15 protein-coding genes are annotated in these 25,776 nt (G+C 52.5%); 10 read left to right on the top strand and 5 right to left on the bottom strand.

All coding sequences use genetic code 11. From position 1 onward, the window contains the following. Positions 1-51: 51 nt before the first annotated feature. Positions 52-552, top strand: a complete 501-nt coding sequence (locus tag CRP01_RS11475; protein ID WP_099150187.1) for a hypothetical protein — start codon at positions 52-54, stop codon at positions 550-552. Here CRP01_RS11475 and CRP01_RS11470 read toward each other — a convergent pair whose 3' ends face one another. Next, positions 553-957: a hypothetical protein gene (locus CRP01_RS11470; RefSeq protein ID WP_099150186.1), complete on the bottom strand. Its 405-nt coding sequence runs from the start codon at positions 955-957 to the stop codon at positions 553-555. Between the two features lie 170 nt (positions 958-1,127). Next, a complete protein-coding gene (locus CRP01_RS11465; protein ID WP_099150185.1) occupies positions 1,128-2,291 on the bottom strand; it encodes an MFS transporter in 1,164 nt (387 codons plus the stop codon). A 136-nt stretch (positions 2,292-2,427) separates the two neighbouring features. On the opposite strand from CRP01_RS11465, the gene treF reads away from it, so the two are divergent. The 4 genes from treF (at position 2,428) to CRP01_RS11445 (ending at position 7,484) form a co-directional block, all read left to right on the top strand. Beyond that, positions 2,428-4,029, top strand: coding sequence for an alpha,alpha-trehalase TreF (gene treF, locus CRP01_RS11460; protein WP_099150184.1), 1,602 nt, complete (start codon positions 2,428-2,430; stop codon positions 4,027-4,029). Between the two features lie 69 nt (positions 4,030-4,098). Further along, positions 4,099-5,037, top strand: coding sequence for an aldose 1-epimerase (locus CRP01_RS11455; protein WP_099150183.1), 939 nt, complete (start codon positions 4,099-4,101; stop codon positions 5,035-5,037). Between the two features lie 170 nt (positions 5,038-5,207). Beyond that, entirely contained in the window at positions 5,208-5,921 is a 714-nt protein-coding gene (locus tag CRP01_RS11450; RefSeq protein ID WP_099150182.1) for a response regulator transcription factor, read from the top strand. A gap of 69 nt (positions 5,922-5,990) precedes the next feature. Further along, positions 5,991-7,484 carry a sensor histidine kinase gene (locus CRP01_RS11445; protein WP_099150181.1) on the top strand — a complete coding sequence of 498 codons (1,494 nt, stop codon included), beginning with the start codon at positions 5,991-5,993 and terminating at the stop codon, positions 7,482-7,484. Here CRP01_RS11445 and CRP01_RS11440 read toward each other — a convergent pair. After that, positions 7,462-9,123 (bottom strand): M1 family metallopeptidase, encoded by a 1,662-nt coding sequence (locus tag CRP01_RS11440; RefSeq protein ID WP_099150180.1) that lies wholly within the window; start codon positions 9,121-9,123, stop codon positions 7,462-7,464. The genes CRP01_RS11445 and CRP01_RS11440 overlap by 23 nt on opposite strands. 132 nt (positions 9,124-9,255) lie before the next feature. After that, complete coding sequence (locus tag CRP01_RS11435) at positions 9,256-11,955, bottom strand: choice-of-anchor L domain-containing protein (protein ID WP_170110331.1); 2,700 nt, start codon at positions 11,953-11,955, stop codon at positions 9,256-9,258. A 491-nt stretch (positions 11,956-12,446) separates the two neighbouring features. Between CRP01_RS11435 and CRP01_RS11430 the strand changes: the two genes are divergently transcribed. From CRP01_RS11430 to CRP01_RS11420, 3 genes are all read left to right on the top strand, one after another. Further along, a complete protein-coding gene (locus tag CRP01_RS11430; protein ID WP_099150178.1) occupies positions 12,447-17,510 on the top strand; it encodes a T9SS type A sorting domain-containing protein in 5,064 nt (1,687 codons plus the stop codon). Positions 17,511-17,646: 136 nt separating this feature from the next. Next, positions 17,647-18,183: a dCTP deaminase gene (gene dcd, locus CRP01_RS11425; protein ID WP_099150177.1), complete on the top strand. Its 537-nt coding sequence runs from the start codon at positions 17,647-17,649 to the stop codon at positions 18,181-18,183. A 47-nt stretch (positions 18,184-18,230) separates the two neighbouring features. Continuing rightward, positions 18,231-21,482, top strand: coding sequence for a UvrD-helicase domain-containing protein (locus CRP01_RS11420; RefSeq protein ID WP_099150176.1), 3,252 nt, complete (start codon positions 18,231-18,233; stop codon positions 21,480-21,482). On the opposite strand, the gene CRP01_RS11415 is transcribed toward CRP01_RS11420, so the two are convergent. Continuing rightward, positions 21,479-22,372 carry a LysR substrate-binding domain-containing protein gene (locus CRP01_RS11415; RefSeq protein ID WP_099150175.1) on the bottom strand — a complete coding sequence of 298 codons (894 nt, stop codon included), beginning with the start codon at positions 22,370-22,372 and terminating at the stop codon, positions 21,479-21,481. The two genes, CRP01_RS11420 and CRP01_RS11415, sit on opposite strands and share 4 nt — an antisense overlap. A gap of 133 nt (positions 22,373-22,505) precedes the next feature. On the opposite strand from CRP01_RS11415, the gene hutH reads away from it, so the two are divergent. Both hutH and hutU read left to right on the top strand, forming a co-directional pair. Next, on the top strand, positions 22,506-24,053 hold the full coding sequence (gene hutH, locus CRP01_RS11410; RefSeq protein WP_099150174.1) for a histidine ammonia-lyase: 1,548 nt from the start codon (positions 22,506-22,508) through the stop codon (positions 24,051-24,053). Next, entirely contained in the window at positions 24,022-25,704 is a 1,683-nt protein-coding gene (gene hutU, locus CRP01_RS11405; protein ID WP_099150173.1) for a urocanate hydratase, read from the top strand. Before hutH ends, hutU begins: the two co-directional genes overlap by 32 nt. Positions 25,705-25,776: the final 72 nt, after the last annotated feature.

The raw sequence follows: 25,776 nt of genomic DNA, 5'->3' as shown, positions 1-25,776 counted from the left end.
CTATTTTATCTACTGATAAATAACGCGTTAACCTTTAAAACTCTAGACGGTATGAAAAACATTTTGCTGCTCTTGCTCTTTGTCAGTGTGGTCTTTGTATCCTTCACCTGGCAGGAAAAGGACCTGGTCACGTCCCCTACCCTTCCTTTTGATCTCTCTGTAACTTATCAGGGTCAGGATTACGCTATCCATTCTGAAGAAAGTCTCGATGCTTTCGTTTTAGCCATTGCGGAAAATGCCTCCGCCTGGGTTACGGAAGCCGCCTTGGTGGAAGCTGAAGATGAGGCTGGCACTTATTATACCATTCTCGGTCGCTTTACGAATGGTACTACCGTTTCTTCCGTTAGTATCCCGCTGATCGAAGGCGATCGTTCTATTAAAGAGGGTATGCCGAGCTTTGCCGTAGATTGCATGATGCGCTGTGAAGTTAGCGCACCGGCTAAAGGCTGTATCCACAACGTTATTCGTCGTTGTGTACAACAAACCTGTGCGTCCCTCCCCAAAGAATCCGGGAAAGCGACTGCGAAAATTATTTTCGGTGATTTTCGCTGATCAGTGATTCAGGGTATCATTTTCACTTTGAAAGAAATGGTCCAGGACCTGCATTTGCCAGTTAGCCACCATCGGGCTGCTGGCACTTGCATTGAGCAAAACCATGGCGTAACCCAGTTTGGACAATTTACAATCCTTCATGAGACCGCCCCGGTATTGGGTGTAGACAATGGTAAAATGCTGTCGGAGATTGAGGCCGGCCGTTTTACCGACCAGCATGGCCCGGCTGACGGCCTGTTGGATCTCATCCGGGCTCAGCCCCTTTTCGAGCAGATCACTGGCAAAATACTTCATTTCCCGGTAGAACAAAACGTCCAGGAATTGGTCAAAGGAATCGTTGGCATCATAATGAGTATGAAAAAGAACAACTTCCGATTTTCCCGGTCTTTGGATGGTGTTTTTCATAAGAGGAAGTTTTTTATACCGACGTCAAATTGGTGGGGAAGCCAACCAATTTAAGTACAGTTTATAGTTAGGGATTGCGCATGCACTTCCTGTAAATTTACCGATTATTTCCTTTCGCCAAAACCATCATCATCACCAAATGCGATGATTTTCGACAGGTTATCCGCAGATCATTTTCTGGCCTGGTAGATCCCGTTAATCACGTACAGGACCGCCATACCCAGTAAGAAGAGCCCTCCGGTGAGGTGCGCACCTTGTAAACCCTGAATTCGCACCAGAGGTTGGAAAAATACCGGGGAAAAAAATTGTCCGAGAAAGATAGCCATAGTCATAGCCCCCATGAAACGCCCGCGCATACTGGGCGGAGACAGTTGCATGAGCCAGGTATTGGAGTTGGGCATCAGTAGTCCGGCACCGCCGCCGGCGAGAAAAAGACCGATCACCGCCTGGTAGTACTGCCCGGCCGTAGCCGTTATGATAAAACCCACTGCCATAATACCGAAACAGAAGGCAAAAATACCCCGATAGCCTAAGAACCGGAGCAATCTGGCGTAGTTCTGCGCCATGAGGGCCGCCATAATGGTGGCCAGCACCAGGCCCACACTCTGCATGGAAGGTCGCTCGGCGCCGATCTCCTTAAGCAGAAAGGGTGATTGTACGGGAATGAGATAAAAGGCTACCATGCCCAGAAAAGCCGTCGCGTAGATGAGGATCAGGGCCGGAACTTTATCTCCCAGGCTTTTATTGCCATTTAGAGCATCCTGCTTTTGCTCATCCGAAACTTCGGGTTCGGTCAGATAGAATCGAACCAAAATCAAAACGGGAAGCGCCAGGGTATAGATCAGGAAGGGAAAGCGCCAACCGAAATCGGCCAGCAGACCGGAAAAAGTAACAAATACCGTGCCTCCGAATGCCATCACCGCCGCCTGGGTACCAAGAAATTTATTCCGTTCTTCTCCTTCGAAATAATCTCCCGCCAGGGTGACCGCGGTGGTCATCACTCCCGCTACGGCGATGCCCAGCAACGCTCGGCTTACCAGCAGCAGCGGCAGGCTGGAAAGCACAAAACCGGCCGAGCCCGCCACGATGTACAACAGCATACTCGCCTGGAATATGCTCATTTTCCCGAAACGGTCCAGCAGATAACCGATCACCGGGGAAAAGAGCGCAATGAAAAGCGCCGGCAGGGTAAGCAGCAGTTTGGTCAGTAAGTCGACCCGGGGAACCTCGGCAAAATGCACGCTGATCGTCGGCAATGCCGGGGCAATGGCCGCGCCGGCCATCACGGTCAATGTACTCGCCAGCAAAAGTGTGATTTTTACCATTTTCCCCATGGAATATTGTTTTGATGTGTACCTTTGGTCGGATCAGACCAGAAACAGAACGGCGTTTTTTCCCGGAAGGGAATAAGCCATGTTAACACCTTAACCCGACGTTTAGTTGCTAAGCCCATAATTCAAAATTTCGATTATGCGTATTATCTATGGCTTTTTGTTCATTCTCTTTTTTACGGCCTGCCGGCAAAATGTAGCACCGGATACCTCAGCACCGCTGACGGGACTCCAGTCGCCCGAAGCACTCTACGGTGAATTATTCGTCGACGTGCAGATGGCCGCCGTATTTCCCGACGGAAAAACTTTTGTAGACTGCAGCCCAAAGATGGCACCAACTAAAATCGTAGCCGACTACCAGGAGGCAAAGCAGGAAGCAGATTTTGACCTGGAAGCTTTCGTCCTGGAACATTTTGAGCTGCCCCACCAATACAGCACCAATTTTAAGGCCGATACCAGCCGCAGCGCCGCCGAACACATCAACGCCCTGTGGCCGGTACTTACCCGCGAACCGGATGATGTAGAACCGGGGACGCTCATCCCATTGCCCAACTCCTATATCGTGCCCGGCGGCCGCTTCGGAGAGATCTACTACTGGGATAGTTATTTCACCATGCTGGGACTGCAAAGCGCCGGCAAGGTGGACATGATCGAAAATATGATCGACAATTTTGCCTATCTGATCGATACCATCGGCTTTATTCCCAACGGCAACCGCACCTACTTTCTGACCCGGTCCCAGCCGCCTTTTTTTGCCGCCATGGTGGACCTGCTCGCCGGGGAAAAAGGACCATCCGTACGGGTGAATTATTTGCCGGCTCTGGAAAAAGAATACGCTTTCTGGATGAACGGCATGGAAGACGTTTCCAATGCCAATCCGGCCCGCAAACACGTAGTGCGGCTCAAAGACGGCAGTATCCTCAACCGCTATTGGGATGAGGGCGAACGTCCACGGGCTGAAATGTACCGGGACGATGTGGAAACCGCCAAAGAAAACGAGCAAAGAACACCCCAGGAGATCTATTCCGACCTGCGGGCAGCCTGCGAGTCGGGCTGGGATTTCAGCAGTCGCTGGCTCGCCGACGGGCAAACCCTGAATACGATCCAGACTACCGAGATCATTCCCGTGGATCTGAATGCACTGCTCTACAACCTGGAGCTGCAATTGCAACAGGCTTACGCCGAGAACGGGCAGCAGGACGAAGCCGATCTCTTCGCCCAGCGCGCCCAGCAACGACGGGACAACCTGATCCGGTATTGCTGGAACCCCGAGCTGGGATTTTTTATGGACTATAATTTTGTAAAAGACGCCTTTACCGCCACGCCTTCCCTCGCCGGTCTGTACCCGCTGTTCTTCGGTATGGCCGAACCGGAAATGGCCGAGCAGGTAGCCCAGATCGTACAGTCGGATTTTCTGAAACCAGGCGGCGTGGTGAGCACCCTCACCAATACCGGTCAGCAATGGGATGCGCCCAACGGTTGGGCACCCCTGCAGTGGATCACCATCAAAGGCTTACGGAATTACGGCCGGAATGACCTCGCCGATACCATTAAAGAACGCTGGGTGGATCTCAATGTACGGGTCTATAAGCATACCGGAAAAATGGTCGAGAAATACAATGTACTCGATATGAGCCTGGAAGCCGGCGGTGGAGAATATCCGGTCCAGGATGGCTTTGGATGGACAAATGGCGTATTATTGCGACTATTGCAGGAATCACCTACAACACTGGAAAATTAGGCCAAGCTCAGCCTTTCTCCGTCAAACGATGGGATGGAAGGCCAGCGCCGAGCACTGAAAAATTAAAGCATGTATCAACACCAGATCAGCCCATTCGGAAAATGGGAGAAACACACTTTGAGCAGTCCGGATGGAAAAAACCGGCTGGAATTGGTACCCGGCCACGGAGCTTGTGTACTGGATCTCGTTTTTGAAGGCATTTCCATTCTGGACGGTTACCAGACCCCGCAGGAAATGGACAGCAATCGCTGGTCCAAAAACGTGGTATTGTTTCCATTCCCGAACCGCCTGGAAGACGGCACTTACGAATGGGACGGGCAATCGTACCAGTTCCCGATCAATGACCCGGCCACCAACAACGCCCTCCATGGTTTCGGCGCTAAAGAACCGATGCGGATCACCCAGGTCGAATTAAGCCCCGAAGGAGCTACCATCGGCTGTGAATACCAAAATGCCGGAGATAACCCGGCCTATCCCTTTCCATTTACGTTCAACATCCAGTTTTCCATCGATCAGCGTAATCAACTTACTGTTCTGATGGCTTTCCAGAATGATGGTGAACAGGATATCCCCGTCGGCTTCGGCTGGCACCCTTATTTCAATCTGGGCGAAAAAGTCGATCAACTGGAACTCCAGTTCCCGCCCTGCGAACTGGTGGCCATCGATCAGCGAATGTTGCCCAACGGGAAACGCTACGATTACGACCAGTTTGCCGAACTCAAAACATTAGGAGGCACCACGCTGGATAACTGCTTTGCCCTCCGCGACGATCGGGTGGAAGCATCCGTGTACGTCCACGGCGAAAAGGGAAAAATGCGCTATTGGCAGGAAACCGGAGATAATAAATACAATTTCCTACAGGTTTTCACTCCTCCCTATCGCACCGCGATCGCCCTTGAGCCCATGACCTGCAATGTAAATGCCTTTAACAACGGCGACGGCCTGATCCGTCTGGGTAGCCTGGAAAGTGTAGACGCCAGATTTGGCGTACGTTTCACCTTACCCTAAGCCCGATCCTGCCGATTGTCGATCTCCATTACGCGACAATCGGCAGGTTTCTGTTAAAACCCGCCCGAAAAACGTCCGCGTCACACCATTAAGATTGCCTTGTGACAGTTTTGTGATATTTGGAGACTAACTTGCAGGAGTTATCTATCACCAAATACTCCCCTATTGTCATGAGAAAGAAGGTCTTGATCGTGGAGGACGACCGGGATATCGTCGCCTTACTGGAAATTCATTTGCGGGATCTCGACTGCGAAGTGGCCTTCGCTTTCGACGGACAGGATGGATTCCAGAAAGCCCTCGATCCCTCTTACGATCTTATCATCCTGGACTTGATGCTCCCCGGAATGGAGGGTACGGAGATCTGCCGGCAGGTACGGGCCCGGGAGATCATCACGCCCATACTGATGCTAACGGCCCGTTCCGAAGAGATCGACCGGGTGCTGGGTCTGGAATTTGGTGCGGATGATTATCTCACCAAACCCTTCAGCGTTCGTGAATTCATCGCCCGGGTAAAGGCTATTTTCCGCCGCACCCAGATGATGAGTAAAAAGGATGCCAATGGAAAGAAACGCCGCATGCACTTTGGTCAGCTCGCCATTGACCTGGATATGCGGAAAGTTACCGTCGGTGATCAGCGTATCGAACTTTCGCCCAAAGAATTTGACCTCCTTTCGCTACTGGCTTCCAATCCCGGCAAAAGCTACGATCGAACCCGTATTCTCAATTTAGTTTGGGGATATGATTTCGATGGCTACGAACATACCGTCAATTCACATATCAATCGTCTGCGCGCCAAAATTGAACCCGATCTTTCCAATCCACAGTTCATCCTTACGACCTGGGGAGTAGGTTACCGGTTCAATGAAGAATTGTTTACAAATTAGTCATCAGTCGTTTTGCACCAATTACCTCCCTTACAAAACGAGACATGACGCTAAACTAACTCAAAGGCCTTGAAAAATCTCTTCACTAATCGATTATACTGGAAGATCTCCCTCACCTTTCTCGGCGTATTGGTGCTGCTGGGGATTGCCTACGTGGCGGTTACCATCTATACAGAACAAAAATATTTTCAGGAGGCCAACCAGCGCCTGTACGGCTCGATTGCCGAACACCTGGTTAAAGAAACCGAGCCGAAGATCGAAGCGGACGGTTCGGTGGATACGGCCATGCTGCACGAGATCATGCACTCCATGATGGTGATCAATCCCAACGTGGAGGTCTATCTGCTCGATACCCTCGGCGGAATCGTCACTTACGTGGTGCCGCAAGAAAATGTGAAACTCGATAAAGTGGATCTTGCTCCGATCCAACGCTTTCTAAACAAAAAAGAGGACGAAGTGATCGTGGGGGATAATCCCCGGATCCCGGATGAAAAGATGGTATTTTCCGCCGCGCCTTTTCATCACGACGGTAAACTAAACGGCTATGCCTACATCATTCTGGCCAGTGTAAAACAGGCTCAGGTTACCTCTTCCATTTACAAAAGTCGATTGTTTCAGCTGGGCGGGAATCTTTTCTTCCTCACGCTTCTTGGGGCCGTAGTGATCGGCCTGCTGGCGTTGCGCTATTTCACCCGGCGACTGACGAGCACCATCCAGACGGTGCGCCGTTTCCGCGATGGCGATATGCAGGCTCGTATACCGGCGGCCACCGGCAAGGACCTGCCCGTATTGACCGAAACCTTCAACGAAATGGCCGACAGGATCGTAGCTAATATCGAGGAATTGAAATCCGTGGAGAACCTGCGCCGGGAATTGATCGCTAACGTATCCCATGATCTCCGTACCCCGCTCGCGATCATGCAGGGATACATCGAGACCATGCAGATCAAAGCGGATGAACTGAACCCCGAAGAACGAAACAAATACCTGAATATCGTGCTGAGCAGCAGCCATAAGCTCAGCCGCCTGGTTCACCAGTTGTTCGAATACTCCAAACTGGAAGCCAAGCAGATCACTCCGGAAAAGGAACCCTTCTTTATTACGGAACTGGCCAATGATCTGAGAAATAAGTTCCAGATCCTGGCTGATCAGAAAAGCGTGCAGATCAATCTGGATATGCGTCCGGACCTGCCGATGGTTTTTGCCGACGTTGGCCTGGTAGAAAGGGTCATGCAAAACCTGATGGACAATGCGCTGAAGTTTACGCCGGAAGGAGGTGTGATCACCATCGCCATTACCGCCAACCGACAGGAGGTGGAAGTTCGGGTGACGGACACCGGGCCCGGGATCCCGGAAGACGAGCAGGCCTTTATTTTTGAACGGTACCGCAAATCGGCTCAACCGGCGAAAGAGAAAAGTACCGGTACGGGGCTCGGCCTGGCCATTGCCCGCAAGATCATGGATCTACATAATTCCACGATCCGGGTGATCAGTAAACCCAACCAGGGAGCTACTTTTCTTTTTGCACTGCCGACAATGGCTACTTCGCCCGTTTCGTCCTGATCAGGAAAAGATCCGTGGCGATCTCAAAGGTTTTTTCGTCGATGTCTTTTAGCGTAACGGATTGCCAATAGGTGGTGGGGCGAACCATTTCCCAGTCCTCCGGATCTCCGAGCAGGACCGGCATGGCGAATTCCTCCACCGCGCAGTCCCAGCGGATATCCACTTTCAGATCGTTACCAACCGCGGTAGTCCGGTATTCAAGAGTAGGAACTTCGGGATATTCCAGGTACTGCTCGAAAAAGGCGTCCCACTGCGCTCCCGTTTTATCATTGACCCACTGGATAAAATCTTCCGTGGTCACGTTGGAGATCGCGTGTTCCAGGTGAAAGGATTTCAGGATATCGAACCACAGTTCATCATTCTGCAGCGCATGCCGCAGGGTATGTAACATCCAGGCTCCCTTGTAGTAATGATCGCTGCCGGACCAGTCTTCCCAATTGACGCCTTTCGGCCCCAGAATGGGTTCTTCGTTATCGATGTACGGCCGCTGACTGACCAGATAGCCGACGGCATCTTCGTAGCTGTATTCACACTCCACGTAAAGAGCCTCCATGTAAGTAGTAAAAGATTCGTGGATCCACATCTCCGCCAGATCGTTACAACTGATGCTGTTGCCAAAATACTCGTGCCCGGTTTCGTGAATGATGATGTAATCCCAATCCATTCCGGCCGGGATCATGCCTCCCAGATATCCGCGCATGTAGCGGTTACCGTAGGCGATGGCTCCCTGGTGTTCCATGCCGAGGTAGGGAGTTTCCACCATCGCAAAACCGTCGTTCCAGAAGGGATACTTGCCGAAATACTTCTCATAACACGCCAGCATCGGTTTAACCTGCTCGAAATGTTCCCGCGCTTTTTCTTCATTATAATCCAGTACATAATAATCCAGCGACAACTCCTCGCCGTCCGCTGCCTGATAAGTATCGGAAAAATGGGTGTAATTGGCGATGTTGACCGTGACGTTATAATTGTTGATCGGATAGGATACGAACCAATCCCAGCGCTGGTAATCGCCCTGATCGACCTTCTTCCGCAATTCGCCGTTGGCAATACAGCTTAGATTTTTTGGGACCGAAACCCGAATGGATAAACTATCCGGTTCATCTGACAGGTGATCTTTGTTCGGCCACCACAGACTGGCGCCATCGCCTTCGCAGGCGACCCCGATCCAGTGCCGGCCCCGGCGGTCTTTACTCCAGACGAAGCCGCCGTCCCAGGGGGGATTATTCGCGGTCGTTGGCTTACCGTGGTAGAAGATCCGGAATTGACCACTGGTCCCTTTTTTTTGTTCGGTCGGAAAGTTTACGAAAATAGCATCGTGCCGGCGCTCGAATGACAGTGATCTGCCCTGAAAACTGATGCTGTCCAGGTCCATGTTTTCGTAGAGGTCGATCTGTAGGCGGGAGAAATCTTCAACGGTCCGGTAGAACAGGTCCACCCAACCGGACAGTTCCTGCTGGTTGGGGTCAATGCGAATATTGATGTCGTAAAAGGTAACATCATAGCAAGTTCTTTCCGGTCGTAACATGCCCCTCAGGGTATCCGCTTCCGTAAACTCGTAGGTTTTGTAAAAATCCTTTTGTCCGAATAAGGGAGTCAAAAGTAAGAGCGGTGCAAAGAGCAGCACGATTTTCTTCATAGCATATTGTTTGAATTCTCTACAGCGAACCAGCTGCCGTGTGTCACAGGCAGCTGTTCCCGACGCAAAGTAACGGTTTGGTCCTGACCATTTTACCCCATCAGGCTTGCCAAGGCGCTTCGGTCGGTATGGTTATCGCAGCAATAGAACGTCGCCCGTCAATATTTTAGTCCTTCCGTTAGCGAGTTCTATTTCCATTTGATAAACGTAGATCCCCGGAGGCGCCGGGCGTCCGCCGGCGGTACCGTCCCAGCTTGCGTTGATGGCATCCGGGAGCACATCCCGGACCTGAAAGATCTGGTTCCCCCATCGGTTATACAAGGTCATATTCAGGATCCGGCTTATTACGGCCGCGTGGGACATCACGCCAAATCTATCATTTTTTTCATCACCGTTGGGAGAAAATACATTGGGGATAAAGATCGGATATTCCGTATTCAGGATAATCTGGGAAGTCGCTTCATCCGTACATCCAAATTTATCGATCACACGGATCGTATAGTTACCATCTTCCAGCATTTCGATAAAAGGGTTCAGGCAATCGTCACAGGACAGATTCTCTCCCGGCAACCACCTCACGCCGGCCAGCAGGTTCTGGGGCAGACTCAGATCGGGCATCAACTGGTATTCCGATCCCAGCAGCAGACTGATCGATGGCGGCAGGCTGACGTAACTTTCTCCCAGATATGGCGCCAGTAAACTATCGGTTACCGTACATCCGCGACTATCAACAATTTCCAGTTCGTAGTAGTTACCCGCTTCCAGACTCTGGGCCAGGACGTCAACACTGATCCCGGAACCGTTCAGGTAATAGTCATAGGGTCCCGTGCCACCGGTCGCCACCGGTCGCCAGCTTCCGTCCCGGATGGACTCGCAATCCAGTTCTGGGAAGATCAATGCCGGCGGTTCTTCCACACTCACCCGGATCGAGCTGGAACAGCCACGGCCATCACGTACCCGAAAAGTATAATCTCCCGCTGAAGCATTATTCAAATTTTTGGAGGTATTACCCGGCACTTCCTCCCAGCTGTATTGGTAGGGTGGAAAATCTTCCGTCAGATCAATTACGATCCGGCCATCCGAACTGCCCGCACAACTTACCGGACTGGCTTCGGCTCCCAATGGGATCTCATAGACACTGACGGAGCCCAGGCCCTGCACTTCACCGCTACAACCGGCATCCGAGAACTCGATCAACTCGTAATCCCCATCGCGGGTAGCGTCCAGAAAGTACGGATTGGATTTGATACCTTCTTTCCGGGCGATCGGCTCTCCGTCGATACTATAGGTAAAGTTCCAGGGCGCGATACCGGTAAAGTTCACTTCTATCCTGGCTGTATCCCCGGCACAAATGCCCTGTATACCCGAGATGGTCGCACGCGGTGGTTGGGTCGGGGTAACTTTGGCGGATACGCTGATCTCGTGGCCGCACTGATCGGTAACTGTCAAATAATAAGGCTCCTCCTGGATCTGTTCGATCAGCAGTCGGTCGGAAGTAGATCCGTCGCTCCAGGCATACTGATAACCCGGATTCCCGCCCGAGACTTCGGGAATGAGGTATTCCGTTTGCTCGGGACAGATTGCCAGATCATCCAACTGCACGATCAGATCCGGCGGATCGTCGATCAGGACTTCCGCCCCGTCGGAATAGCAGGCACAGGGTATATCTAATTCTATGGCAATTTTTTCTTCGCCTTCTACCAGCGCATCGTTGAAGACCTCTATTGGCAGTCGCACGGTACGCTGACCGGCAGGAATGGTGATGAAGGATGGGAAAGCACCGAAATCGGTTCCTTCCGCAGCGGTTGTCTCATCCGTCAGCCGAAAACGCACGCTCATCGGGAACTCAACGGAAGGATTATCTCTTTTAAATTCGAAAAAAGTACCGCTACACCCTTCGGATACGGCTTCCTCCGAGGGCGTGATCGCTTTTACACTGATCTGGCCACCGAGGTCGAAACTACCGGCTTCCAGGAAGACCGCCGAATCGTAAAAATTATCAGCCACATCGGCTACTACGAGGCGGATATGATAGGTTTCGCAGGGAGTCAGTCGGAGACGCGCCGTCAATCGTACCGTAAACCCATCGTATTCGATGTATTTTTCCCGTTCGGAGGCTACATAGGGGAATCCGCAGCGTTCAGCATCGTGATTCCGGGTATTATCGATGTAATACTGGCTGTTCTTTTTATGGTTGACGTTATTGATGGAAACATAATCCGCCGACCCGGGGATGAGCGCTACATTTTCCGCATTTCCGGTGAAACCGCCCTCAATTCCGGGGCCGCTGACAAAGAATCCGAATACGTCATTGTACTTGCTGCCCACGAACTCACAATACTCTTCCGAGGCGAAAACGTAGCGGAAAGTCACGAAGGAATCGAGCGGAACAAAATCAAATTCCAGGCCTACGCGGTCCCGGATGGAAGTAGAAGCCAGCTTACCGAGGTCGCTATCACCACTTTTGTCGCCAAAATCGCCACTTTTATCGCCGGCGCTGTTCGAATTTGCGGCGTAAGCCACCGGCCCGGTAGCCAAAATAATGCCCCGATCCAATCCGATCGCCGCATTACCATTCTCAAAATACCCTATCCCGTCGGGATTTCCCAGTCCTTTGATCTTGCTGATATTATCACAGGTGCCGGCAACAAATACGTTGCGGACCAGTTCCTCGGGAGTGAGGCCGACTTCCGTACGAATTGTTTTGTTAGGAGGTCCTTCAGACTTAGGTATTCCGGGGCCTTCCGGGTTATTACCCAGGGACTCCACCGGTGCGCCAAGTACCAAAACAACTCCCAGCAAGGAGAAAAAACACCAATTATTTAACGTCATTTTTACCATAGGGATAAGCAGTAGCTACACAATCCGGTTTGTAAATTGAGTAGTTATTGAGCTTAAAACGGTCTTCTCGTAGTTGCTATTATAGATAGTTGTGAGGAGGATAAAATTAGAATTATTCTACGAAACTTCCATCATGTTAAAGATCTTTTTAATTTAAAAAGAAAACATATTAAAAAAGTGGCTATTTTTTTCCTAGTCCGGAAAATTGTGATAATTTAGCGTCTGCAATTAATCAAAACATAGTCTTTTTACATCCACTCGCCTTTTAGTCAAGAAACCGTACCCTTCCCTCATTTAACCGTGAGGAACGGATCAATTAGACCCAATTTAGCATTTATTAGAAACCATATGTAGTTTGTAGCGTAGAACACAATAGTCTGTATTCTTTTATTATCCTACCCCCATCTACTCCCCTTTACCCAGGCCGGTTTTTTATTAACACAACTGTCTTTTTTAGATTACTAGAAAATTAACGTCATTCTATGAAGCTCATCAGATTTTACACGCTTTTGGCGCTATGTTTCCTGTCTTTTTACGGGGTACAGGCTCAGAACTCTTCGCTTTGCGTGCCCGCCGAAATTGCGGTGCGCGAGGGAGACACGACGATCACCTGTGAACCCGGTGCCATCATGTGGATCCGGTTCCGTACCAGTAGGGTAAATACGCCCTACGGTTTTATTGTCACCCAAGAAGATGGAACCATCTTGCGCGTCAGCATCAGTGATAAGGTATCTTTCGACGGTTTACCCGGCGGTAATTTGCGGGTATATGCCTTTTCCTACATTGGCCTGGTGTTAGCTGAGGAGGGCGGTAATATATTTGACAGCAATCTGGCTTCGGTCTGCTCGGCCGTTTCGCCCAACTATATAGGTGTTCTGAACATTGTACCCGAAGGCGGCACGGTGGAATCCGGCAACGGACGCAGCACCGAATACATCTGTACGGATGATGAGTTGCCCGACCTGCTCTCTTTCACTACCAGTGAAGTGAACGAACCCATCTACGCCTACCTGGTGACCGATGAGAATGACCAACTGCTCAGCATCAGTGAAGACGGCAACGTCGACTTCACCAATGCCAGTCAGGGGGTTTGCCGCGTTTACGGTATTGCCTATACCGGCGGTCTGATCGTCGAAGCCGGACAAAACATTCACGAAACCGAACTGGCCGAAGGCTGCTACGACGTCTCCGACAATTACGTATCCGTAGTACGCACCCAGCCGGAAGGCGGAACCATCACCGCCGACGGCGGAACGGAAGATGTACAGGCCTGCGACTACCCCGAAGCTACCAACGTAGTGATCACACTGGGTAATGATAATGACCAAACCTTTAACTACGCTTATATACTGAGCGATGAAGCCGAAACGACCTTCACGGTTGTGGAGGGCAATACGATCAACCTTTCCGAGCTCCCCATGGGGAACAGCCGGGTGAGAGGGATCAGCTTTGCCGGTGAACTGACCGGAGCGTCCGGAACTTATCCGGATTTCACGGACGTGCAGACCGGGTGTTTCGATATCTCCGATAATTTCATTACCCTGACCCGCACCTTTGTGGACGGCGGCCAGGTAGCGCTGGCCGATGGCAGTACCGAAGTCCGCCCCTGCGGTATCGACGAACTGCCGGATAGTTTCAGTTTCCAAACGACCAGCACCGCTCAGGAAGGCTACGCCTGGATCCTGACCGGCGACAATAATTTCATCAAAGGCATTTATACGGAAAATCTGATCTCCATCGATGAATTCGACGATGAAGATGATTTCCGGGTTCGTGGACTTTCCTACAGTGGAAACATCCTGCCTGTCATCGGCCAGGAACTCAAAGAAGCCGATCTGACCGACGGTTGCTATCAGGTTTCGGAAAATTTCATCACCATTACGCGGATCCGCCCCGAAGGCGGCTCAGTAACCCTGGCGGACGGTTCGAACGCTTTCACCGGCTGCGACAGCCCGGATACCTTCGGACAGACCATTCTCAACCTGAGTAATACCGGCGATGCCGAGTTTTCCTATACTTACCTGCTAACCGATACCGATAATAATATTCTGCAGATCATTGAAGGAGAGGCCATCCCACTATCCGACCTGCCCAAAGGTACCAGCCGTATCTGGGGACTCAATTACGAAGGCGTATTAATGGCCCAGCCCGGCGATAATGCGGCGACCGCCACGCTGGTGGACGGCTGTTCTGACCTTTCCGACGATTTTATCGAAGTGGAACGGATCGTCGTGGACGGTGGCGATCTGACCATCCTGAACGGCGACACCGAGGCCCTGACCTGCGGCAATGACGATATTCCCGATGCCTTTACCTTTACTTCGACCACTACGGCTACCGATCAGCCTTACGTGCTGGTAGTAACCGACGTGAACAACCGCGTATTCTCCACGGTGAACGGAGGCATCATTGATTTTGATCTTTTTGCTCCGCGTACATATCGCATCTGGGGGCTTTCCTATACCGGCACCCTGAATGTTCCCTTTGGCAGCATTCTGACGAATATTGCGCCATCAGACGGTTGCTACGATCTGAGTAACAGCTTTGCGACCATCCGCCAGGAAGAAGTGAACGGCGGGCAATTGCAATTCACCGGAGGCGGAACGGAGAAGTTCACCTGTCCCGGCGACGGCAACCCGGATGTACTAACCTACCTGCACAATGGTTTTTCTTCCGACGGCTACGTTTACCTGGTCACGGACTCTGACAACATTATTTTAGCTACAACCACCGAAAGCAACTTCGATTTTGACGGAGCTCCGGAAGGCATCTGCCGCATCTGGGGTCTGGCCTATTCCGGCACCTTGAATGCACCGGTCGGCGAGCAGGCCGATACCCTTTTGTTCTCAAACGAATGTTATTCGCTCTCCGAGAACTTCCTCCAGGTCGTGCGCGAAGTACCCACTGGCGGGACCATTGATCTCGTAGACGGTGACGACATTATCTATACCTGTCCGGGTGACGGCCAGTCCGACATTCTGGAATTTACCACCAACTCTACCTATCCCGGCATCTATATCTACCTGATCACTACGGAAGATAATCGCGTGCTGGATGTGAGTTTCACCGGCAAATACGACTTCGATTTTGCCGAACCGGGCAACTGTCGGGTCTACGGTGTTGCCTTTACCGGCAACTGGATCATCCAGTCCGGATCGCTGATCACCGAGGATCCACTGTCTGACGATTGCTGGGGCATTTCCGACAACTTCATTACGGTAGTGCGGGAAACGCCAACCGGCGGCGCCATGACTTTCGCCGATGGTTCGGATATCCAGTATACCTGCCCGGGTGACGGACGCTCCGATCTGCTGGAATTCAGCAGCGACAGCGATTTCCCCGGTAGCTTTATCTACCTGATCACCAATGAAAACAATGAATTGTTGATGTCTACCACCGAGCCCAGCTTCGATTTTGACGAGGCGGATCTCGGTACCTGCCGGATCTACGGACTGGCCTATACCGGTGATTTGCTGGTGCAGACCGGTGATGACATCACTCAGGCCAACTTATCCGATGACTGTTTCGATCTTTCCGGCAACTATCTCTCCGTTGTGCGGGATACACCGGATGCCGGTACGATCAGCACTCCTGGCGGTGACAACCTAACCCTTTGCGTGGGAGACGCTTTTGCCGATGTTGTACAACTGAGTGTAGAAGGCGCGTCCAATTCCCAGTACGCTTACCTGATCACCGATGAATCCGGTTTCCTGATCGCTGCGATCACGGATACGGAGTTTGACTTCAACAATGCCGTAGGCGGTATCTGCCGGATCTACGGTATGGCCTACACCGGCGAGATCATTGCGGTACCCGGAGACAATATTAATGACGTTCCGGTGTCCAGCGATTGCTTCAGCATCAGCGAGAACTTCATTACCCTGAACCGTCTGAGTGTGGACGGTAGCACGATTTTCACCGGTAGCGGATCTACCGACGTGGAATATGTCTGCTCCGGCGATGGAGTGGCGGACCCGATCACTTTCCAAAACGGTAATAATGACCCGCAGGTCAATTACCAATACCTGATCACGACCGCAACCAACTCTATCCTCGGCGAAGTAAACGGCAATACGATCGATGTGGAAGGATCTCCTTTTGACACGCTGCGGATCTGGGGTGTTGCCTATATTGGTACCCCTACCCTGCCGATCGGCATGGATATTACCACGGTGATGCTTTCTGACAGCTGTTACGATACTTCCGATAACTACATCACCCTGATCAACGGGCTGCCCGAAGGCGGTATGATTAGCGACAGTGAAGGCAGCACCGATCTTAGGGTGTGTATCGGCGGCACCAGCGGCATCGTTGATTTTGCGACAACCAGTACCGCAATTGTCGGTTACACCTATATCATTACCACTCCGGACTCCGCCATTTTGGGCACAGCCGAAGCAGGCACGGTGGATTTCAACACTTATGAAGTGGGCGATTATCTGGTACACGGGCTTTCCTACACCGGCTCTCTCAACTTTGAGGTCGGCGATACCCTCGACCAGGTAGATCTGGCCACCAGCTGTTACGAACTTTCCACCAACTCTGTGCAGGTAGAACGCACACCGCCGCTGGATGCCGGTACGATCACTTCGGCCTTCGGCAACCCACTGTACGTTTGTCTGGACGATGGTATGGGAGATATCGGAGCATTTGAAACCACCAGCACGGATCCGAACTATCGCTTCGTGATCACCGATACGCTGAACAACATCCTGATCCCGGATATTGGCGGTAATGTCGTAGATTTCAACAAAGCGAATCCCGGATTTTTCCGCGTGTGGGGTGTGTCTTTCACCGGTGACTTCATCGCTGGATTCGGCATGAATATCCTGGAAGCACAGTTATCCGACCAGTGTTCCGCGGTATCCGCCAATTACATCAGTCTGGTGAACGATCACTTCGATGGTGGCACGGTGAGCACGGAAGACGGTGAAACGGAGATCAGTATCATCAGTGGTGATGGTATCGAAGATGTGATCGCATTCGACAGCACCGGCACTTCCGGCGTGAGCTACACTTATGTGATTACCGACGAAAACAACGCCATCCTCGGTGTTCCCGCCGGTGATACGCAGGATTTCGAAGGAGCCAGCGAAGGCATCTGTCGGGTATGGGGACTCTCCTACTCCGGTGAAGTGATCGCGGAAGTGGGTGATACCCTGGGACAGGTTATGATGAGTTCCGGATGCTTTGTACTGTCTGAGAATTTTGTGATGGTTGAGCGGGTCGGACCGGGTTCACCCTACGTGATCCAGGTACCTTTCAATACCGTGACCAACCGTCTCAAATTACAGTTGTATCCAAACCCGGTAAGCAAATCACTGAATATCCACCTCAAGGCCCTGTTCGAAGATCTTGACCTCGAAGGAGCCATCAGTATTGAGGTATTCGACCTTTCCGGGCGCCGGCTGATCGGACGTCAGGAAAATATGGTGGAGCAGGTAAGTACTTTCACGCTGGATGTAGAAGAACTTCCCATCGGCATGTATGTACTGCGGGTAACGAACGGAGGCACCAGCGCCCAACAGCGTTTCTTCCGCCAATAAGTCGGGGCGCTTAGGCTGATCCCGAATCACTAAACGGGTTAGAGGGTATTTGTCCTGGACAAATACCCTCTAATTGTTTAGCAACTTTAAAACCGGGATTTTTTGATATTTTTGTCGCTCCATAAAATTAACGTTAATGATCCTCAGCGATAAGAGTATTCTGCAAAGCATTGAATCCGGTGAAATTGTGATCGAACCTTTTGACCGGACCTGTCTGGGCACCAATTCCTACGACGTTCACCTGGGCAAATACCTGGCCATCTACAAGGACCACATTCTCGATGCCCGCCGCCACAATGAGATCGAACATCTGGAGATCCCCGAAACCGGTTTTGTCCTGCACCCCAATACCCTGTATCTGGGGGTTACCGAAGAATACACCGAAACCCACAGCGCCGTGCCTTTCCTTGAAGGTAAATCCAGTGTCGGCCGGCTGGGTATTGATATTCACGCCACGGCTGGTAAGGGAGACGTGGGTTTCTGCAATACCTGGACCCTGGAGATCTCCTGCACCCATCCGGTCCGCGTCTACGCCGGTATGCCCATCGGCCAGTTGATCTATTTCCAGGTAGAAGGTGACATTATCAATTACTACAATAAAAAGCAGAACGCCAAGTACAACGAGCGCACCGTCCGTCCCGTGGAAAGTATGATGTGGAAGAACAAATTCTAAACGCCTGACCTTCTCCTCTGATCCCTCACTCCAAAAAACGAAGATCCATGACCCAACTCAACATTCAGATCATTTCCGCCGGTGCCGGTAGCGGTAAAACCTACCGCCTTACCCAGGAAATGGTCCGGCTGCTGCGGGAAGGCGTCAGGGCCAGCGGGATCATTGCGACGACTTTTACCCGCAAGGCGGCTGCAGAATTGCAGGAGCGGGTCCGGGTCAAATTGCTGGAGGAGGGCATGACCGAACAGGCCGATCAACTGACCAATGCACTGATCGGTACGGTCCACGGACTGGGTGTAAAGTTGTTGCGCCGCTTCGCCTTTGAAGCGGGTGTATCGCCCGAAGTAGATATCATTGCCGACGAAGACCAGCAGTTGATGTTCAATCAGGCGCTGGCAACGGTCCTTACCGCCCAGCGGGTAGCGACGGTGGAAGGCCTCAGTGACCGCCTCGGATTGCACAAACGGGAATATTACGACTGGCGAAAAGAGGTCAAACAGCTGACCGATATCGCCCGGGCCAATGATTTTTCCATTGAGGTATTGGAAAGGAGTAAACAACTTTCTTTTGATAGTTTCCGGGAATACCTGGGCCCTGTATCCGACCGGCCGGCCGGGGAATATGCAGCTCGACTGGAAGAACTGCTGGGCAGTACCATCTACGCGCTCGAACAGAACGAGGACAGTACCAAAAAGACGGCATCAGAAGTCCAAACGCTCAAGAACTTTCTCAGAGAGCTAAAATTAAGGGGTGAATTATTCTGGCACCAGTGGGTCCGGATCGGCAAACTCAGTGTAGGCGCCAAAAGCCGGGATGATGTAACCGACCTGGTGGAATTTGCCCTCAGTCATACCGGCCACCCGCAATTTCAGCAGGATATCCGCGATTTTATTTTCCATATTTTCGATATCGGGATCGAGGCGCTGCGGGAGTACGACCGTTACAAAAAGGAGCGCGGGCTGATCGATTATACCGACATGGAGGTGCTCATCAAGCGTCTGCTGGATCATCCCCAGGTACAGAACGTCCTGCGGGAGGAACTCGACCTGCTGCTGGTGGATGAATTTCAGGATACCAGTCCCATTCAGTTGGAGATCTTTTTGAGGTTGTCCCAATTTGCCCGCCATTCCATTTGGGTTGGAGATCCAAAACAGTCCATTTACGGATTCCGGGGTGCCGAACCGCGCCTAATGCAGGCCATTGTGGAACAGACCGGTGGCATTCGACCGGAAAACATTCAGGGATTCTCCTGGCGTTCCCGGGAAGAACTGGTACTGGCCGCCAACGCCATCTTTTGCAAAGCGTTCAGCGAATTACCCGAAGATCAGGTGGCCCTGCAGCCCAAGAGGCGCAAAAAAGCGGATGCCGATACTGCAAATAAAACGGATGAGCCCACGGAAACCGGCCTGGCCCTCAAGCACTGGCATTTCGAATACGACGGAGAAGGACGCCCTCCGGGACGCCCCTGGATGGAAAACTGTATCGCCGAATCCATAAAGCAATTACTGGACGAAAAGATCTATGTATTTCCCAAGGACGAAAACGCCTGGGGGCCGGCGCAGCCCGGAGATGTGGCGGTGCTTTGTCGCTCCAATAACGAATGTCAGCTGGTAGCGGAGGCGCTGCACCGGGCCGGTCTGAAAGCGGCAATTTCCCGTTCCGGACTGGTGGCAACGGCGGAAGCCAAGCTGATCCTGGCCTGTCTGAAATTCATCCTTAACCAATACGACTCACTCTCCATCGCTGAGATATTGCTGCTGGCGGGCGGAATGCCCATCGAGGAGATCATCGAAAGCCGGGCGTCATTTCTGAAAGCCAGAGAAGAAGCCCAGCGACACAGTCGACGCGAAGCCTGGGCGGCCCACAATCCTTTCATTCGGTCCCTGAACGATCTACGGGAACAGGTGGTAGAGCTCTCCAGCGCGGAGATCCTCGATCTGCTGCTGGAAGAACTGGACCTCCGGCGGATCATCGTCAGCTGGGGGAATGCCCGGCAGCGACTCAACAACATTGATGCCCTCCGAAAATACGCACTCCAATACGAGGAGGCCTGCAATCGCCTCCACACGGCAGCCTCGCTGGGTGGCTTATTGCTCTACCTGAATGAACTGGCCGGCGGCCAGAATGACGATCAGGGTTCCGGCGAAGGTCCCGATACCGTGCAGGTACTCACTTATCATAAAAGTAAAGGCCTGGAATGGCCCATCGTACTCTGCCACAGCCTGGAAGGGAAACTTCGCGCGGAAGTCTGGGGCGTGGAGATCATTCCCGAAACGGACACCGTTGATCTGGACAATATTCTCGGCAATCGCTGGTTGCGTTACTGGGTGAATCCCTACGCCGACCAATTCCGGAATACTCCGCTGGCTGAAAAGATCGATGCCGGTACGGATAAAGCGCAGAAAACCCAGCAGGCGCTGCAGGAAGAAGCCCGCTTACTATACGTAGGCCTCACCCGCGCCCGCGACTACCTGATCTTCCCCAGCGGCCACCGCCCTACCCAGTGGCTGAACCGGGTGTGGCACGACGGACGGGAAGACTTTCCTACCCTGGATCACCATACCCACGAATCCCCCTGGGACTGGAAAGGCCACTTTCTGGATATGGACACCCGGGTCTGGCCTTATCCCCGTGATTTCGGCTACCAGGAAACACAGCAAACTCAACTTAATTTTCAGGCGCCCCGGGCCGGACGGCAGCCACAGATCCCCTACGAGATCGATCTCAATGCCGGCAACAACGACATCACGGCCAACGGCCGCATCATCAATACCAAGGTCTATCAAAAACCACTGGACCTCGCTGAGGAAGAAAATGCCTACCTTATCGCCAAAGCGGTCAAAGCCTTCCTGACCGCCGACCGAAATAAGTATGCTCCGGAAGATCGCCAGCTGATGGCTGCGGAATTATTGGCGCGATTCGATATTAGTGAGGATATTTTGGAAAGTGAGCGATTGATCCAGCGGGCTGATGGCTGGTGGGAATTTCTGGACAAAGGTTTTCGGGTGGGAAATGATCATCGGAAATACCCGATCCGGCACCACCACGGCGGCCGGAACTTCACGACTATTGCCGACCTGGTACTGGAAAGCCCATCCGGACTGATCCTAATCCAATACAGCGGTTTTCCCGGAGACGGGCGGGCCCGGGATAATAAAGCCATTGAACTGGCTCCCTGGCTCTATCTCACTAAAACCGCCCTGCAGATCGCTTTCAATCAGCCCTCAGTCCGCACTTTTGTGCATTTTGTACTAAGCGGAACGCTGGTAGAATTGGAGGTGCAGAGCGACGGTAGTTAATGTTTCTCTCCAGGAATGTTCTCTTGTATAAGCAACAGTAGTTTTCGCAATGCCGGATTGGGATTTTGCCGGTCCCAGACGGCGGTTATTTCCGAACGTTGGGAAATGTCCCGCAGTTCCAGGAAGCGCACATCGGCGGAAGTTACGCGCTGAAAGGAAGTAGGCAGAATGGAGATCCCGAAAGACTGATCAACAAGTGCCAGCGCCGTATGACCGTGCACCGTTTCGTGGACCACATTGGGCGTAAAACCCGCTTCCTCGCAAATACTCAACTGCAGGCGAAAGTAATCGTTCCCATCGGATTGTTTAGGTAGAATAAAGGCTTCGTTTTCCAGTTGGGCAACGGAACGAAAATCTTCATTTCGCAACGGATGCCCTCCGGGTAAAACGATCGAAAAAGTTTCGTCGAAGACGAGTTGCCGACCGAAACGTCCCGGCAGGTCCGGGTTTCGGCAAAAGGCCAGATCCAGTGCACCACTGCGCAGGGCTTTTAACTGTGCGCTCGAGGTCATTTCATCGAGATAGAGATGAATGTTGGGATATTTTTCGTGAAGCCGGCTGATGATATCGGGCAAAAAGGTATGGATGCAGGACCCGACATATCCGATCCGGATCTCTCCCAACTCTCCTTCACTCACCAGTCGGACGCGGTTATTGAGTTGTTCCAGTTGCTTCAGCAGCCGGCTTACTTCGTCCCGAAAATACTTGCCGGCTTCGGTCAACTCCACTTTTCGTTTGCTCCGATCGAATAATTTCACCCCCGTTTCCTCTTCCAGATTTTTGATCTGCTTACTCAGGGCGGGCTGTACGATAAACAACTTTTCCGCCGCTCTTTTAAAGTGCAGCTCCTCGGCCAGCACCAGAAAATACTTCAATTGTCTAAGCTCCATTGATCACTTTTAGTTATCAATAAAGCAATTTAATGCTATTTTCAGTTATACAAAAATAAATCGAACTTTGCCGGTAGAACCTGACTACGGCCGGAAGCCTCCCGATGGCCGTACTCACCTAACCAAATAACGAATGGTCCAATTTGAACAACAAGCCGGCATTTACGCTATTGGACACCAGCCGTTGGATCTGAGCCGGATCAGGTCTCTGCTGGAACACTCCTATTCCGTAGAATTGTCCGAGAATGCTGTTGAAAAGATCAGCAACTGCCGGAACTATCTGGACCAAAAACTGAAAACCACCGATCGGGCATTCTACGGGATCAATACCGGTTTTGGCTTCCTGCAGCACGTGAAGATCGACCGGCAGCAGATCGAGCAGTTGCAATACAACCTTTTGCGGTCTCATGCCTGTGGTACCGGAGATGAAGTGCCCCGGCCGATCGTGGGGCTGATGTTGTTGCTCAAGGCTCACTCCCTGGCCCAGGGACATTCGGGCGTACAATTGGCAACCGTTCAACGCCTGCTCGATCTGTACAATTTCGGGTATTATCCGCAGGTCTTTACCCAGGGATCCCTCGGAGCTTCCGGAGATCTTGCACCCCTTTCCCATCTCAGCCTACCGCTAATCGGGGAAGGCCGGGTAAGTGATCCGGCGGGGCGTTGTATCCCCGCCGATCAGTTGAGTGATCTGCTGGACCTGGACCCGATTGCTCTTAGGGCTAAAGAAGGACTCGCCCTGATCAACGGCACCCAGTTTATGAGCGCTTACGGCGCTTATTGCCTGGTACGAGCGGCCCAGCTGCTTGCGCTTGCCGACTGGATTGCCGCCCTATCCTGCGATGCCTTCGACTGCAGTCCGGAGCCTTTCCATCCGGCTATTCACCAGATCCGCCCCCATCCCGGCCAACAGCGGGTGGCGGCCGTACTTTGGGATCTGCTCCGGCAAAGTCCACTTAGCCAGCGGTCCAAATCCCAGGTACAGGACCCCTACTCTTTCCGCTGCATCCCCCAGGTGCACGGAGCCTCCCGCGATGTTTTCGAACATTGCCGGGAAGTGGTGATCCGCGAGATCAATAGTGTCACCGACAATCCGAGTATTTTTCCGGAGCAGGACCTGATTATCTCCGGTGGAAACTTCCACGGGCAGACGCTGGCGCTCAGTCTCGATGCCCTGGGCAATGCCATGGCGGAACTGGCCAGCATTTCCGAACGAAGAACGTTCCAACTCATCAGTGGCCAGCGTGGTCTGCCCGCCTTCCTGGTACAGGATCCGGGCCTACAGTCCGGCCTGATGATCCCCCAATACACCGCCGCCAGCATAGTCAGTCAGAACAAACAGCTCTGCAGTCCGGCTTCCGTGGATTCTATTGTTTCCTCCAATGGCCAGGAAGACCACGTGAGCATGGGCGCCAATGCCGCCACCAAATGCCTCCGGATCATAGAAAATGTAGAACGGGTACTGGCCATTGAATTGCTGACCGCCGGACAGGCCATGGCCTTCCGCCGTCCGGGCCGGACCGCTCCGGTTTTGGAAAAACTTTTACAGGATTTTCGGGAAGAGGTGCCCTTCATCGCCGAAGACCGGATCCTGTCCGAAGATATCGAACGTAGCCGTCAATTTATCACCGCACTAAAATTATCAGAATATGGAAACCACCCTGTCGACCACCCCGCATAAAGTAAAACATACGACCCCGACCGGCTCTCAGCTCACCTGCAAAGGCTGGGAACAGGAAGCTGCCTATCGCATGCTGCTCAATAATATTGATCCGGCGGTCGCCGAACGACCGGAAGACCTGGTGGTTTACGGCGGACGTGGTAAAGCGGCCCGCGATCACGAATCCCTCGAAAGGATACTGAGTTGCCTTAAGGTCCTGGAAAATCACGAAACTTTGCTGGTCCAATCCGGCAAACCGGTGGCCATGGTTCCTACCCATCCGGCAGCACCTAGAGTGCTGATCTCCAACTCGCAGCTGGTACCAAAATGGGCCAACTGGGACCATTTCAACGAACTGGAAAAAAGGGGACTGATGATGTACGGCCAGATGACGGCCGGCTCCTGGATCTATATCGGTACCCAGGGTATCGTGCAGGGGACCTACGAAACCTTTGCCGAAGCGGCGCGCCAGCATTTCCAGGGCAGCCTGCAGGGCACGTTGAGCGTTACCGCCGGTCTGGGAGGCATGGGTGGTGCTCAACCGCTGGCCGTTACCATGAACGGAGGGGTTTGCCTGGTGGCAGAAGTTGACCGCTGGCGGATCGATAAAAGATTGGAAACCCAGTATCTGGATGTGGCCTACAACGACATTGACCGGGCGATCAATGAAGCGCTGAAAGCTAAAGCGGCCGGCGTAGCCCGTTCTATCGGCGTGCGCTGCAACATCATTCATTTGCTGGAACAGCTATTGGAAAGAAACATCACTCCGGACCTGATCACGGATCAGACTTCCGCCCACGATCCGGATCTCGGGTATTACCCCGCTCAGATCAGCGCCGAAAAGGCCCTGGCACTGCGGGAGGAGGATCTGAAAGCTTACCGCAAGCTGGTGGCCCAGTCGATGGCCCGCCACGTTGAGCTAATCCTGGAATTTCAGCAACAGGGCAGTATTGCTTTTGATTACGGCAACAATCTGCGTGCCGGAGCCCAGGAAGCCTGCGTTAAAAACGCTTTCGATTATCCCGGTTTTGTGCCGGCTTTTATCCGGCCTTTATTCTGCGAAGGCAAAGGTCCTTTCCGTTGGGCCGCGCTTTCCGGAGATCCGGAAGATATCTACACCACGGATGAACTGATGCTAAATTTGTTCCCCGAAAACGAATCGCTGCACCGCTGGATCAAACTGGCCCGGGAAAAAGTAGCCTTCCAGGGACTACCCGCCCGGATCTGTTGGCTGGGACAGGGCGAAAGAGCCCGTGCCGGACTCGCTATCAATGAACTGGTACGCCAGGGCAAACTCAAAGCCCCCATCGTCATCGGCAGGGATCACCTGGATACCGGTTCGGTTGCGTCTCCCAACCGCGAGACAGAAGGCATGCTCGACGGCTCGGATGCAGTAGCCGACTGGCCCATCCTGAATGCCCTGATGAATACGGCCGGTGGTGCAAGCTGGGTTTCCCTCCACCACGGAGGCGGTGTAGGTATGGGTTATTCCATTCACGCTGGAATGGTGATCGTTGCCGACGGTAGCGATGCCGCCGCCGAAAAACTCAGCCGGGTGCTGCGCAACGATCCGGGGCTCGGAGTGATCCGTCATGCTGATGCTGGTTATAAGCTGGCGGAAACGACCGCCAAAGCGCATCGCCTGGATCTGAACAGCCGCCTGGACCATTAAATCATTCGTATAACATGAATCATCCCGGATTATATAAAAGGCAGTCTATGACCTCAGAGAGGTCGAATATTC

The organism is Flavilitoribacter nigricans DSM 23189 = NBRC 102662 (assembly GCF_002646595.1).
Classification (GTDB): domain Bacteria; phylum Bacteroidota; class Bacteroidia; order Chitinophagales; family Saprospiraceae; genus Flavilitoribacter; species Flavilitoribacter nigricans.
The sequence above is the reverse complement of the archived record's forward strand: the minus strand, read 5'-3'. Positions and strand labels throughout refer to the sequence as shown.

What these genes read in the sequence shown, in the direction of transcription:
- CRP01_RS11475 (WP_099150187.1), top strand. Translation starts at nt 52, where the DNA reads ATGAAAAACATTTTGCTGCTCTTGCTCTTTGTCAGTGTGGTCTTTGTA.
- CRP01_RS11470 (WP_099150186.1), bottom strand. Translation starts at nt 957, where the DNA reads ATGAAAAACACCATCCAAAGACCGGGAAAATCGGAAGTTGTTCTTTTT.
- CRP01_RS11465 (WP_099150185.1), bottom strand. Translation starts at nt 2,291, where the DNA reads ATGGGGAAAATGGTAAAAATCACACTTTTGCTGGCGAGTACATTGACC.
- treF (WP_099150184.1), top strand. Translation starts at nt 2,428, where the DNA reads ATGCGTATTATCTATGGCTTTTTGTTCATTCTCTTTTTTACGGCCTGC.
- CRP01_RS11455 (WP_099150183.1), top strand. Translation starts at nt 4,099, where the DNA reads ATGTATCAACACCAGATCAGCCCATTCGGAAAATGGGAGAAACACACT.
- CRP01_RS11450 (WP_099150182.1), top strand. Translation starts at nt 5,208, where the DNA reads ATGAGAAAGAAGGTCTTGATCGTGGAGGACGACCGGGATATCGTCGCC.
- CRP01_RS11440 (WP_099150180.1), bottom strand. Translation starts at nt 9,123, where the DNA reads ATGAAGAAAATCGTGCTGCTCTTTGCACCGCTCTTACTTTTGACTCCC.
- CRP01_RS11435 (WP_170110331.1), bottom strand. Translation starts at nt 11,955, where the DNA reads ATGACGTTAAATAATTGGTGTTTTTTCTCCTTGCTGGGAGTTGTTTTG.
- CRP01_RS11430 (WP_099150178.1), top strand. Translation starts at nt 12,447, where the DNA reads ATGAAGCTCATCAGATTTTACACGCTTTTGGCGCTATGTTTCCTGTCT.
- dcd (WP_099150177.1), top strand. Translation starts at nt 17,647, where the DNA reads ATGATCCTCAGCGATAAGAGTATTCTGCAAAGCATTGAATCCGGTGAA.
- CRP01_RS11420 (WP_099150176.1), top strand. Translation starts at nt 18,231, where the DNA reads ATGACCCAACTCAACATTCAGATCATTTCCGCCGGTGCCGGTAGCGGT.
- CRP01_RS11415 (WP_099150175.1), bottom strand. Translation starts at nt 22,372, where the DNA reads ATGGAGCTTAGACAATTGAAGTATTTTCTGGTGCTGGCCGAGGAGCTG.
- hutH (WP_099150174.1), top strand. Translation starts at nt 22,506, where the DNA reads ATGGTCCAATTTGAACAACAAGCCGGCATTTACGCTATTGGACACCAG.
- hutU (WP_099150173.1), top strand. Translation starts at nt 24,022, where the DNA reads ATGGAAACCACCCTGTCGACCACCCCGCATAAAGTAAAACATACGACC.